The sequence below is a fragment of the Streptomyces nodosus genome (assembly GCF_008704995.1).
Taxonomy (GTDB): Bacteria; Actinomycetota; Actinomycetes; order Streptomycetales; family Streptomycetaceae; genus Streptomyces; species Streptomyces nodosus.
Window position 1 is genome coordinate 1,692,320 of record NZ_CP023747.1, and the last position, 11,660, is coordinate 1,703,979.

Here is an 11,660-nt window from a genome sequence, read left to right on the forward strand (position 1 = left end):
CGAGCCCGCCGCATATGGTTGAAATCTGCAACCGGCATCGCTCCGACGCGCGCCTGCCCTGGCTTATGCAGCGCAAACGCACAAGTGACCCTCTTCACATCTCGTTCACAACCGTCGTGCAGGGTCCGTGGACGGCGCCGAGGGGGCCCTGTCGGTGCCGTGCGGCATGATGCGGAAGGTGACCCGACGCCTGATGCTCCTCGACACCGCCTCGCTCTACTTCCGCGCCTACTTCGGCGTCCCGGACTCCGTGAAGGCCCCGGACGGCACCCCGGTGAACGCCGTGCGGGGGCTGCTCGACTTCATCGACCGCCTGGTCAAGGACCATCACCCGGACGACCTGGTCGCCTGTATGGACGCCGACTGGCGCCCGCACTGGCGGGTCGAGCTGATCCCCTCCTACAAGGCGCACCGCGTGGCCGAGGAGCACGCCGCGGGCCCCGACGAGGAGGAGGTCCCGGACACGCTCTCCCCGCAGGTGCCGGTGATCGAGGAGGTGCTGGACGCACTCGGCATCGCCCGTGTGGGAGTCGACGGGTACGAGGCGGACGATGTGATCGGCACCTTCACGACCCGTGCCCGGGGCCCGGTCGACATCGTCACCGGGGACCGTGATCTGTATCAGCTGGTCGACGACGCCCGCGGGGTGCGGGTGCTGTATCCGCTCAGGGGCGTGGGCACGCTCCAGCTCACCGACGAGGCGTTCCTGCGGGAGAAGTACGGCGTCGACGGCCCGGGTTACGCGGATCTCGCACTGCTGCGCGGCGATCCCAGCGACGGGCTGCCGGGGGTGCCGGGCATCGGGGAGAAGACGGCCGCCAAGCTGCTGGCCGAGTTCGGTGACCTGGCCGGGATCATGGCCGCGGTCGACGATCCGGCGTCTCGGCTCTCCCCGGCGCAGCGCAAGCGGCTCGACGCTGCGCGGCCCTATGTCGCCATCGCGCCCCGGGTCGTCCGGGTCGCCGCCGATGTACCGCTGCCGGTGGTGGACCCGGCGCTGCCGCGGGCCCCGCGCGATCCGGCCGCCCTGGACGCCCTGACGGCCCGCTGGGGCCTGGGCGGATCGCTGGAGCGTCTGCTCGGCACGCTCCGGAGGTGACGGTTCCGGCGGCGCCTGCCCGGGCAGGTGCCCGTCATAGGAGGAACCGACCCCGGCGAAGTGCTAGGTTAGGTGAACCTAACCCAGGGAGGTGGGAGGCCGTCATGGCAGAGCGCCCGGCAGCCAGGGGCCGCACGGTCCACTGCGCGCAGGTCATCCGCACACAGCGGCTGAGCCCGCATATGCAGCGTGTGGTGCTCGGCGGTGAGGGACTGGCCGGCTTCACGGCCGGAGCCTGCACCGACCACTATGTGAAACTCCTCTTCCCCGCCGGGGGCGCCGACTATCCCGAGCCCTTCGACTTGCAGCGCATCCGCGAGGAGTTCCCGCGCGAGCAGTGGCCGGTGACACGGACCTACACCGTGCGTGCCTGGGACCCCGAGCACCGCGAGCTGACCCTGGACTTCGTGATCCACGGCGACGAGGGTCTGGCCGGGCCGTGGGCGCTGCGCGTCCAGCCGGGCGAGACCGTGCGCTTCCTGGGCCCCGGTGGCGCCTACGCCCCCGACGCGGACGCCGACTGGCATCTGCTCGCGGGGGACGAGAGCGCGCTGCCCGCGATCGCGGCCGCCCTGGAGGCGCTGCCCGAGGGCGCCGAGGCCTACGCCTTCGTGGAGGTCTCGGGCCCCGAGGAGGAGCAGAAGATCGACACCGCTGTGGAGGTGGTCTGGCTGCACCGCGGGGACCGGCCGGTCGGCGAGGCCCTCGTCCGGGCGGTCCGCGAGCTGGAGTTCCCCTGGGGCCGGGTGCAGGCGTTCGTGCACGGCGAGGCGGGCTCGGTGAAGGAGCTGCGCCGGCTGCTGCGGGTGGAGCTTCAGCTCCCCCGCGAGGACCTGTCGATCTCCGGCTACTGGCGCCTGGGCCACAACGAGGACGGCTGGCAGGCCTCCAAGCGGGAGTGGAACGCGCGCATCGAGGCGGAGCAGGAGGGCGCGTCCGCCGCATAGCGGTCCGCGACGACGCATCCCGGGAGGCGGCGGCACCGAAGTGTGCCGCCGCCTCCCCGTTTTCTCCTCAGCTCACCCGGGTCAGCAGCTCACCCCGGTCACGCTCACGGCAGGCCGGGCACCGCTGCCCTCCGTGTCCCGGTGTTCACACCGACCGCTGGTAGGAGCGGAACGTCCTGATGGACAGCAGCACCGCGACGACCGCCAGCCCCAGCAGCGCCCCGCCCCGGCCGAGCACCGCACCCCAGTCCGGGTGCTCCGAGAGTGCCGAGCGGCCCGCGACCATGGCCCAGTCGAGCGGGTTGAAGGAGGCGATGTGTCTCATCCACCCGGGCATCTGGGAGGGCGCCATGAAGGCCGTGGACAGGAAGGTGAGCGGGAGCAGCAGGAAGGTGTTGATGCCGATGATGGATTCCCGCTCCTGCACCAGCATGCCCAGCGCATTGGACAGCGCCCCGAAGATCGTGCCCAGCAGCACGGAGGCGATGACCAGGATCGCCACCCCGCCGATGCCGCCCGGGTAGTCGGCGCCGCCCAGCAGTCCGAGGAGCACGATGATCACCGACTGGAGGGCGGTGATCAGACCGTTGTTGACGACATTGCCGTTCATCAGCGCGGCCCGGCTGACCGGGGTGGTCAGGAACCGGTCGAGCGTGCCCCGCTGGATCTCCTCCAGGGTGCCCATCCCGGCCCACATGTTGGAGCTGAGCGCGCTCATCACCACGACGCCCGGGACGAGATAGTCGAGATAGGATCCGCTGCCGAAGCCGCCGAGCTCCACGACCTTCTTGAAGAGGTTGCCGAACAGGAACAGCCAGATCACCGGCTGGATCAGGGTGATGACCGCATACGCCGGCTGCCGTGCGAACACCATCAGCTGACGCCGGGTCATGTACCAGGTCTGGACGAGTGCGGTGCTCATCGGGCACCTCCGGCGAGGGCGAGCGGGGCGGAACCCTCGGCCTCGGCCTCGGCATAGCGGCGGCCCGCGTAGCGCAGATAGACGTCGTCGAGCGAGGGGCGGGCGACGGTCGCGGAGGCCACCGCCACTCCCTCGCGCTCCAGCGCTCCCAGCAGGACGGGCATCGCCGCGGCCCCGTCGTCGGCGCGGACACTGACCCGGCGTCCGTCGAGGTGCACCTCGTGCACGCCCGGCAGCCCGGCCAGCGAGCCCGTCAGCAGCGTACGACCGGCCTCACCGATCGCTTCGCCCAGCTCCACATGGACGGCGTCACCGCGGAGTTCGCCCTTGAGGGAGTCCGGGGTGCCCTCCACCACGACCCGGCCGCGGTCGACGATGGCGATGCGCTCGGCGAGCCGGTCGGCCTCCTCCAGATAGTGCGTGGTGAGCAGGATGGTCAGGCCCTCCTCCCCGGCGAGCCGGCCGATCTCCTCCCACATGGCGGTGCGGGCCTCCGGGTCGAGGCCGGTGGTGGGCTCGTCGAGGAAGAGCACCTGGGGCCGGTGCACCAGCCCGAGCGCCACGTCCAGACGCCGGCGCATCCCTCCGGAGTAGCCCTTGACCTGGCGCTCCGCGGCGTCGGTCAGGGTGAAGCGGTCGAGCAGCTCCGCCACCCGCCGGTTCAGCTCCGCGCCCTTCAGCCCGTAGAGCCTGCCCTGGAGCTGGAGGTTCTCGCGGCCGGTGGCGACCGGGTCGGCGCCGGAGTTCTGGGCGACCACGCCGATCGCGCGGCGCACCCGGTCGGGGTGGCGCAGTACGTCGTGGCCGGCGACGCCGGCCGACCCCGAGTCGGGGCGGGCCAGGGTGGTGAGGATCTTGACGGTGGTGGACTTTCCCGCGCCGTTCGGGCCGAGGAGTCCGAAGACGGTGCCCGGCTCGACGGTGATGTCCAGGCCGTTCAAGGCCCTGACGTCCGGCGGATAGGTCTTGATCAGTTGGCGCGCCTCGACGGCGGGCGCACGGGTGGTCATGACGACTGCTCTCCTGTGGGCAGCGGACGACGACGGGTCCGCGGTGTGCGGACGGGCCGCCCCCTGGTCGGCGGATGACGACTGATCCGCGTGAAGAGCACCGGGCTATCCTGGGTGTGCCGCACCTCGATCGCCTGGATGTGCCTCACGGCGGATTCAGTTCGGGGTTCGAGACCCTGGCGGGACTGCTGCAACAGTCCTGCCGGGGTCTTTTTTCTCGGCGGCTACGGTTTCTCGAACGTGCCGCCGGCCAGCTTCAGATACTCCTCGGGAACCTCCCCCGTCTCATGGAAGGCGCGCCATTCCACCAGGCCGGGCAAGGTGCCCTCGGTGATCTCCAGGAGGAAGTCGCGCACCCACGCGGCCTCCGCCTCGATCATGTGGAGCTGGTACTCGGTCTCGATCAGAAAGAGCCGGGGGAGCTTCTCATAGAGCTTCTCCAGGCCCCCGCGGGCGCTCGCGGCCCGCACCTGAAGGGTGTCCAGCCGCTCCTGGAGCAGCCGGGCCACCTCGTCGGGAGCGAGCACCCCCATCAGCGAGAGCGCCGCCTCGAAGATGGGGAACTCCTGTGCCGGTACGGCGAGCAGGTCCGACAGCCACTGGACGGCCTCCTCGCGCCCGGCGTCCGTGATGCCGTAGAGCGTGCGCTCGGGGCGGTTTCCCTCCCGCTGCACCTCCGCGACCTCGACGAAACCGTGTTTCTCCAGGTTCTGGACGACGGTGTAGAGCGAGCCGTAGTTGATCTTCAGACTGGAATCCTTGCCGCGACGGCGCAGGGTCTGGGCGATCTCGTACGGATGCATGGGCTTCTCGGTGAGCAGCACCATGACCGCCAGCGCCAGCGGATTGCCGAGCTTCCGGCGCTTCGCCGCCATGGGGTTCACCTCGCCCAACTAATTCGTCACCGAATATCCGTGGACGAACATATCGCGTCCCCGAGGATGCCGTCAAGACACACGATGTATCGCGTATCGCGACCGACAGGCAAGTCCAGGGCCCTCGAGGCAGAGGCCCCGTACGGGTCGAGACATGGAAACGCCCCCGGCGCCTCGCCGCAGCGAAGCATCGGGGGCCGGACGCGAAGGGCCGCCGTTCAGGAGGTGGCGGAGACCGCCTCGGTGTGGTCCTCCCGAACCCGGGCGTGCAGATGCATGTCGTGCCAGCCGTCCGGGTGGAGGAGGGCACTGCGCTTGGTGCCCTCCAGCGGGAAACCGGTCCTGACGGCGACCCGGCAGGACGCCTCGTTGCCGAGGGCGTGCAGGAGTTCGAGGCGGTGGAAGCCGATCTCGTCCAGCGCCCACCGGGCCAGGGCCCGGGTGGCCCGCGCGGCCACCCCCTGCCCCCGGGCCGCCGGAACCGTCCAGTAGGCGACCTCACCGGTGCCGTCGGCGAGCACGATCTGCCGCAGCGCCGCCCGCCCCAGCAGCCGGCCGGTGTCCGCGTCGGCGACCGCCCACTGGGCGGCGCGCTCCTCGCCCCATGCCGTCCGCCACTCCTCGATCCAGCCGCGCACCTCGTCCTCGGAGTCCGCGGCGCGGGCGTGCCACTGCTGCAGGAGCGGATCCTGGAAGGCCGCATGGACCGCGGGCGCGTCGTCGAACGTCCAGGGACGCAGGACCAGTCGGTCACCGGGGATGGTGGGCTGGGGGACATGGGCGAGGGTACCGGCGGGCAGCACATCGCTGACGAGATAGGGCATGGTCGGCATCCTGCCAACAGCGCCGCGATCCCGCCCAGGGCTTTTCCGAACACCGCACCGGGCCTCGTACGCTGGAGCGCGATGAGACGCCGTACCCGTATCCCGCCCTCTCCCCTGCCGCAGCGCGACGGGGTCGATCCGGTGCGGGTGCGGCTGCCGTTCCAGGAGGGGTGGGCCACCGTGCGGGACCATCTCGTGGCCCGGCTCTCCGCCGGGGACGGGGTGATCGACGCAATGCTCGACGCGGGGCTGATCTTCGGGGCGGACGGGCGGGCTGTCACCCCCGACGCGCCGTATGTGCCGGGCCTGTACGTATGGTTCCACCGCGACCTGCCCGACGAGGTGCGCGTGCCGCACCCGGTCGAGGTGGTGTACCGCGACGAGCACATCGTGGTCGCCGACAAGCCGCACTTCCTCGCCACCACCCCGCGCGGCAGCCATGTCGCCGAGACCGCGCTCGCCCGGCTGCGGCGCGATCTGGACCTCCCGGCGCTGACCGCCGCGCACCGGCTGGACCGGCTCACCGCCGGGCTGGTGCTGTTCACCGTGCGGCCCGAGGAGCGCGGCGCCTACCAGTCGCTGTTCCGGGACCGCCGGGTCCACAAGGAGTACGAGGCCGTCGCCCCGTACGACCCCGCCGTGGCCCTGCCGCGCACACTGCACAGCCGGATCGTCAAGGAACGCGGGGTGCTGACGGCCCGGGAGGTGGCGGGCGAGCCCAACGCCATCAGCCTGGTGGAACTGCTGGAGCACCGCGCCGGCCTCGGCCGCTACCGTCTGCTGCCACGCACCGGCCAGACCCATCAACTCCGCGTGCATATGAACGCGTTGGGGCTGCCCATCCTCGGCGACCGCCTCTATCCGGAGGTGACCGGCCCGGAACCGGCCGACGACTTCCGGCGCCCGCTCCAACTGCTGGCACGGGTACTGGAGTTCCCCGATCCGGTCACGGGGCGCAGGCACCGCTTCGTCAGCGGGCGGACGCTGGACGCCTGGTCGGCGTACGACACCTGGGCCGGGTAGCGCTCACCTCCCCCGCCACCGGCGCAGCATCCGCTGCCAGAACCCCCGAGCCGGACCGGGCGACCACGGCCGGCCGCCCGGCTCAGGGCCGGCCGGCTGCGCGCTCCCCCGTTCCGGCGCGCCGGGCCGTGCGCCCCCGGGTTCCGTCTCCACCGCCCGCGCGGCACCCGGCTGCGGTGTGTCCGGCCGGACGGCACCGCGCGACGCCGCCGCCGCGGCGGACTCGGTCCCGGGCGTCGTGAGCAGCCGGCCGGGGCACTGCGACACCGGGTGCAGGTCCGGCGGCGGTGCCGCCCCCTGCCGTGGCCTCGGTTCGAACCGGACCGGCAGTTCCACCAGGGTCCGGGAGGCGAGGAACCCGGTCCGGCGCAGTTCGTCCTCGGCGCAGTCCAGCCGGATGTCCGGCAGCCGCATCAGCAGCGCGTCCACACCGATGTCCGCGATGGCACGGCCGATGTCCTGGCCCGGGCATTCATGGGGGCCACCGCTGAAGGCGAGATGCGAACGGTTGCCCTGCAGCGGGACGGAGAGGTCGGGCCGCACCCGGGGGTCGACATTGCCGGGCGCGATGCCCAGCAGCAGCCCGTCCCCCCTGCGGATGCGCCGGCCGCCCAACTCGGTGTCCTGCTTGGCGAAATAGCCGAGGATGCTGCTGAAGGGCGGCTCGTCCCACAGGGACTGCTCCACCGCCTCGGGCACCGTCATCTGCCCGCCGTTGAGCTGGGCCCTGAACCGGGGATCGGTGAGCACCACCCGCAGCACATTGGCGAGGAGATTGGCCGTGGCCTCGTAGGCGGCGATCAGGACCAGGCGCAGATGCTCCCTGATCTCGTCGTCGGTGAGCCCCGCCGGGTGGCTGATCAGACGGCTGGTGAAGTCGTCCTCGGGCCGGGCACGGCGGCGGGCGGTGAGCCGGCTGAGGGCGTCCACGATGTACCGGTTGCTGGCGATCGCGGTCTCGGTGCCCTTGAGCATGTCCCGGGCGGCGTGCACGATCCGGTCGCCGTACTCCTCGGGCATGCCGAGGACCTCGCACATCACCGCCATCGGCAGATGGTCGGCGAAGCCGCCGACCAGGTCGGCCCGGCCGTCCTCGCAGAACCGGTCGACCAGGGACTGTGTGGCGCGGTCGATGAAGCGGCGCAGGCCCCGGTGGTCGATCGTCGACATGGCCGCGGTGACCGCGCCGCGCAGCCGCTGATGCTCCGCGCCCTCGGCGAACGAGCAGATGGGCTGCCAGGCGAAGTGCGGCGTCAGCGGATGGTCGGGCCTGACCCGGCCGGACAGCAGCGGGGCCCAGATGCGGCTGTCCCGGGTGAAGTGCGCGGGGGAACGCAGCATGTGCAGGTTCTCGGCGTGCCCGAGCACCACCCAGATCGGCACATCGTCATGGAGCAGCGCGGGGGCCACGGCCCCGTGTTCGGCACGGAGTTCCTCGTACAGGGCCCCCAGGTCCTCCGCCTCGGGACCGTACAGCCGGCGCGCTCCGCCGGGGCCGCGGCGGTGGGCCGGGCAGCCCGGCGGCGGGACCGGGGTGGGGCCGTCCAGCGGGTCGTCGTCCGTACCGCTGAGGTCCCTGCCGGTCAGGGAGTGGGATTCAGGCGTCACGTTGGTCGCTCCGAGGCTGAGGGGGATCCGGTGTCCGGGATGGGGTGGGAAGGGGGACGGGACATGAGCGGGCCGGGGCGACAGGCCACGAGCCGCACGGCGAGAGGAGGGAAGGGCGCCGGCGCGCGGCGCGGTGTGCCCGGGTCAGACGGTCGCCCCGCGCACCGTCAGCGCGTACAGAAAGCGCATCAGCGTCATCAGCACGTCCCGGCTGGAGGCCCGTCGGCGCGCGTCACACTCGACGATCGGGATCTCCGGGGACAGATCGAGGGCCGCACGGAGCTCCTCCACCGGGTGACGGGGCGCGTCGGGGAAGGAGTTGACCGCGACCACGAAGGGCACACCGCGCTCCTCCAGCCGGCCGATGACATCGAAGCTGACCTCCAGCCGGCGGGTGTCCAGCAGCACGACCGCGCCCAGCGCGCCCTCGAACAGGCCGTTCCACAGAAACCAGAAGCGTTCCTGGCCCGGGGTGCCGAACAGATACAGCACCAGCTGCTCGGTGACGCTGATCCGTCCGAAGTCCATGGCCACGGTGGTGGCGGTCTTGCTGTCGGAGCCGTAGTCGTCGTCGACCCCGATGCCCGCCTGTGTCATGGTCTCCTCGGTCGTCAGCGGTCTGATCTCGCTGACGGAACCCACCATGGTCGTCTTGCCGACACCGAAACCGCCCACGATCACGATCTTGGCCGCGGCCTGTGCCGTGTGCGGCAGATGGTCCTCGGCGCGTGGACCCGGGACGGTGTCAGAGCTGTTGTAGTCCATGCATCACCGCTTCGAGGAGGGAACGGTCGGGCATCTCCTGCCGGACGATCGGGGCGCGTGCCTGGACCAGCCCGGCCGCCAGCAGATCGGTGAGCAGGACGGTCACCACGCTGGCCGGCAGCTCGAGGTAGGCCGAGATCTCCGCCACCGACAGGGGTGTCCGGCACAGCCGGAGCAGTGCCGACTGCTCCGGCGTCACGGTGGGCAGCGGCTCGCCGTCCGCCACGATCAGGGTGACCAGGTCGATCGGGGCCCGCTCGCCCCCGCCCCCCGCGCCGGTGAGGATGTACAGCCGCTCGGGGTTCTGCTCCTGGCCGCCGTCCGCCGCGGCGGGCTCCGGCGGGTACTCCTTTCCTGGGTGGCGTCGACGGCGCCGGGGAGGAGTCATACGGTCTGCCCGTCACGCCGCGGCGGACTCGTCAGATGGGAGCCGATGCGCAGGACCAGGTCACGCATCCGGTTGCTCATCAGACCGGCCTCCGCGACCGTGTCCGCGAGCACCGCGAGATAGGCGTTGGGCCCGGCCGCCATCAGATAGAAGTAGCCGCCGTCGATCTCGATGACGACCATGTGCATCCGTCCGTCGCTGCCGGGGATCTCGGCGGCCACCGCCCCGGCCAGGCTCTGCAGTCCGGCGCAGGCCGCGGCGACCCGGTCGGCCCCGTCCGGGTCGCCGCCGTAGCGGGCGATACGCAGACCGTCGGCGGAGAGCACCACGATCTGATGGATCCCCGGTACGCCGTCGGCGAGTTCCTTCAGCAACCAGTCGAAGTTGCCTCGCTGCTGGATCACTTGAGGTCCCCCTCGTCGTCGGCCCAGGCAGGGGCCGGTTCGTCGTCGGTGTGTGCATGCGGGTCGGCGGACGGGGGCCCGGAGGAGAAGGCGTCCGGGTCCGGGGCGGCCTTGAGGCCGTTCATGAACGCGCCGACCCACAGTCCGGGCGCGGTCTCCTCCTTCTCCGGGCCCGGCCCGGGCGCCCATGGGTCGAGGGCCGCGGCCTCGACGGCCCCCGCCGCCTCCTGGGCCGCGGCCGTCTCCGTCAGCCGCCGGCTCAGCGGGATCCTGGCCCGGCTGCGCCGCTGGGGCAGGCCGTTCGCCGTCCGCTCGGTGACCGCGGGGGCGGCGTCCTCCACGGTGAACCGCTCGGGGATGCGCGGCCCGGTGGTCGGATGACGCTTCTTCCGGGCACGGCCGGGGCCCTCCACCCCCTCGTTGTCCAGGGCCGGCACGGAGGTGGCGCCGATGCCATGGGCGAATCCGGGGGCGGGCTCGGTGGTCAGCATGGTGTTCGGGACGACGAGGACGGCGCGGACCCCGCCGTACGCCGACCTCCGCAGCGAGACCTGCATGTCGAACATCGCCGACAGGCGCCCCACCACGGCGAGCCCCAGCTGCGGGGCCGCCCCGGCGTCCTGGACGTCCGCACCGGCCCGGGCGTCGGCGAGCATCTTCTCGACCTTGGCGCGGTTCTCCTCGCTGAGGCTGATGCCGCCGTCCTCGATCTCGAGGGCGATACCGCTCTGCACCTCGGTGGCGGTGACATGCACCCTGGTCTGGGGCGGCGAATAGCGGGTGGCGTTGTCGAGCAGTTCGGCCGCGGCGTGGATGACCGGCTCGACGGAGACGCCCTTGACGTTGACCTTGGCGATGGAGTCCAGATCGATACGGCGGTACTCCAGGATCCGGGACATCGCGCCGCGCAGCACGCTGTACAGCGGGACGGGGCCCGGCCACCGCCGTCCGGGCCGGCCGCCGCCGATGACCGCGATGGAGTCGGCGAGACGGCCGATCAGCGCATTGCCGTGGTCGATACGGAGCAGATCGTCGAAGACCTCGGGGTTGCGGCCGTGGTCCTCCTCCATCTCCCGCAGCTCCTTGGCCTGCTGATGGACGATGGCCTGGACGCGTCGGGCGATGTTGACGACGGCGCGCTGCGCGGAGTCACGCATCGCGAGCTCATGGTCGACGATCCCCAGCAGGGTGCGCAGCAACGCCCGCTGGGAGGGCGGAAGCCCCCGCAGACGGGGGCTGTCGTCGACGACCGTGCTGATCACCTGCGCCGGGGAGACCCCGCCGCGCAGCAGGATCAGCGCCCTGGAGAGCACCTCGGTGCGGAAGAACTCGATGTCGTCGTCCTGGGCGGCGATGCGCTGTTCCAGGCGGTCGCGGCGGCGCGTGAAGTCGGCACGCTCGGCGCGCAGGGTGCGCCCGCGGCGCGCCGCCACGGAGGCGACGGCGGCCACCAGGACCGTGGCGACGGCTCCGCACCAGCCGACGGTGATCCGGGCCTGCTCCGGGCCCACCGTGACGGCGGTCCCCGTCACCGCGCCCATCAGCAGTGCGGGCAGCAACCACTCGTGCGCGTAGAGACGTTCACGGCCACCGGGAGGCGATTGAAGACTCACCATGTATGCCCTCTGAGGAGAATCGGCGGGATCGGGGGTGCTGGTGCCCCGACAGGGAATGCGGGGGACGTACCGGATCGAACGGGGGTGAAAGAACCGTGATCTTCAGGATGTTCGCGATCAAACGCACGCATGTGTCTCAACTCGGTGCGCCGCGGGCGAGCCTAATCCGGCCGGATCAC

General features: G+C 71.7%; 12 protein-coding genes. 3 read left to right on the forward strand and 9 right to left on the reverse strand.

The features are described from left to right. Positions 1-169 precede the first annotated feature (169 nt). Positions 170-1,099 (forward strand): 5'-3' exonuclease, encoded by a 930-nt coding sequence (locus tag CP978_RS07700; RefSeq protein ID WP_227745614.1) that lies wholly within the window; start codon positions 170-172, stop codon positions 1,097-1,099. Positions 1,100-1,203: 104 nt separating this feature from the next. Continuing rightward, positions 1,204-2,046: a siderophore-interacting protein gene (locus CP978_RS07705; RefSeq protein ID WP_043438741.1), complete on the forward strand. Its 843-nt coding sequence runs from the start codon at positions 1,204-1,206 to the stop codon at positions 2,044-2,046. Between the two features lie 145 nt (positions 2,047-2,191). On the opposite strand, the gene CP978_RS07710 is transcribed toward CP978_RS07705, so the two are convergent. From CP978_RS07710 to CP978_RS07725, 4 genes are all read right to left on the reverse strand, one after another. Beyond that, the gene (locus tag CP978_RS07710) at positions 2,192-2,968 is read right to left on the reverse strand and encodes an ABC transporter permease (RefSeq protein ID WP_043438743.1); all 777 of its coding nucleotides are present in this window, start codon (positions 2,966-2,968) and stop codon (positions 2,192-2,194) included. Further along, complete coding sequence (locus CP978_RS07715; protein ID WP_043438744.1) at positions 2,965-3,978, reverse strand: daunorubicin resistance protein DrrA family ABC transporter ATP-binding protein; 1,014 nt, start codon at positions 3,976-3,978, stop codon at positions 2,965-2,967. Before CP978_RS07715 ends, CP978_RS07710 begins: the two co-directional genes overlap by 4 nt. 224 nt (positions 3,979-4,202) lie before the next feature. Beyond that, positions 4,203-4,853, reverse strand: a complete 651-nt coding sequence (locus CP978_RS07720) for a PadR family transcriptional regulator (protein ID WP_043438746.1) — start codon at positions 4,851-4,853, stop codon at positions 4,203-4,205. A gap of 218 nt (positions 4,854-5,071) precedes the next feature. After that, positions 5,072-5,677, reverse strand: a complete 606-nt coding sequence (locus CP978_RS07725) for a GNAT family N-acetyltransferase (RefSeq protein WP_043438749.1) — start codon at positions 5,675-5,677, stop codon at positions 5,072-5,074. Positions 5,678-5,758: 81 nt separating this feature from the next. Between CP978_RS07725 and CP978_RS07730 the strand changes: the two genes are divergently transcribed. Next, a complete protein-coding gene (locus CP978_RS07730; RefSeq protein WP_043438750.1) occupies positions 5,759-6,700 on the forward strand; it encodes an RluA family pseudouridine synthase in 942 nt (313 codons plus the stop codon). A 3-nt stretch (positions 6,701-6,703) separates the two neighbouring features. Here CP978_RS07730 and CP978_RS07735 read toward each other — a convergent pair whose 3' ends face one another. The 5 genes from CP978_RS07735 to CP978_RS07755 all read right to left on the reverse strand — a co-directional run bounded on the left by CP978_RS07735 (position 6,704) and on the right by CP978_RS07755 (position 11,481). After that, positions 6,704-8,308, reverse strand: coding sequence for a cytochrome P450 (locus CP978_RS07735; protein ID WP_242647122.1), 1,605 nt, complete (start codon positions 8,306-8,308; stop codon positions 6,704-6,706). Positions 8,309-8,452: 144 nt separating this feature from the next. Further along, positions 8,453-9,073, reverse strand: a complete 621-nt coding sequence (locus CP978_RS07740) for a GTP-binding protein (protein WP_043438753.1) — start codon at positions 9,071-9,073, stop codon at positions 8,453-8,455. Continuing rightward, positions 9,054-9,461 (reverse strand): DUF742 domain-containing protein, encoded by a 408-nt coding sequence (locus CP978_RS07745; RefSeq protein ID WP_043438755.1) that lies wholly within the window; start codon positions 9,459-9,461, stop codon positions 9,054-9,056. The genes CP978_RS07740 and CP978_RS07745 overlap by 20 nt, the downstream gene beginning before the upstream one ends. After that, a complete protein-coding gene (locus tag CP978_RS07750) occupies positions 9,458-9,865 on the reverse strand; it encodes a roadblock/LC7 domain-containing protein (RefSeq protein WP_043438757.1) in 408 nt (135 codons plus the stop codon). Before CP978_RS07750 ends, CP978_RS07745 begins: the two co-directional genes overlap by 4 nt. Continuing rightward, positions 9,862-11,481 carry an ATP-binding protein gene (locus CP978_RS07755; RefSeq protein WP_043438760.1) on the reverse strand — a complete coding sequence of 540 codons (1,620 nt, stop codon included), beginning with the start codon at positions 11,479-11,481 and terminating at the stop codon, positions 9,862-9,864. The genes CP978_RS07750 and CP978_RS07755 overlap by 4 nt, the downstream gene beginning before the upstream one ends. Positions 11,482-11,660 lie beyond the last annotated feature (179 nt).

Bases quoted from the DNA above. Each gene is read 5' to 3' on its own strand.
- CP978_RS07700 (WP_227745614.1), top strand. From the start codon at position 170: ATGCGGAAGGTGACCCGACGCCTGATGCTCCTCGACACCGCCTCGCTC.
- CP978_RS07705 (WP_043438741.1), top strand. From the start codon at position 1,204: ATGGCAGAGCGCCCGGCAGCCAGGGGCCGCACGGTCCACTGCGCGCAG.
- CP978_RS07710 (WP_043438743.1), bottom strand. From the start codon at position 2,968: ATGAGCACCGCACTCGTCCAGACCTGGTACATGACCCGGCGTCAGCTG.
- CP978_RS07715 (WP_043438744.1), bottom strand. From the start codon at position 3,978: ATGACCACCCGTGCGCCCGCCGTCGAGGCGCGCCAACTGATCAAGACC.
- CP978_RS07720 (WP_043438746.1), bottom strand. From the start codon at position 4,853: ATGGCGGCGAAGCGCCGGAAGCTCGGCAATCCGCTGGCGCTGGCGGTC.
- CP978_RS07725 (WP_043438749.1), bottom strand. From the start codon at position 5,677: ATGCCCTATCTCGTCAGCGATGTGCTGCCCGCCGGTACCCTCGCCCAT.
- CP978_RS07730 (WP_043438750.1), top strand. From the start codon at position 5,759: ATGAGACGCCGTACCCGTATCCCGCCCTCTCCCCTGCCGCAGCGCGAC.
- CP978_RS07740 (WP_043438753.1), bottom strand. From the start codon at position 9,073: ATGGACTACAACAGCTCTGACACCGTCCCGGGTCCACGCGCCGAGGAC.
- CP978_RS07745 (WP_043438755.1), bottom strand. From the start codon at position 9,461: ATGACTCCTCCCCGGCGCCGTCGACGCCACCCAGGAAAGGAGTACCCG.
- CP978_RS07755 (WP_043438760.1), bottom strand. From the start codon at position 11,481: ATGGTGAGTCTTCAATCGCCTCCCGGTGGCCGTGAACGTCTCTACGCG.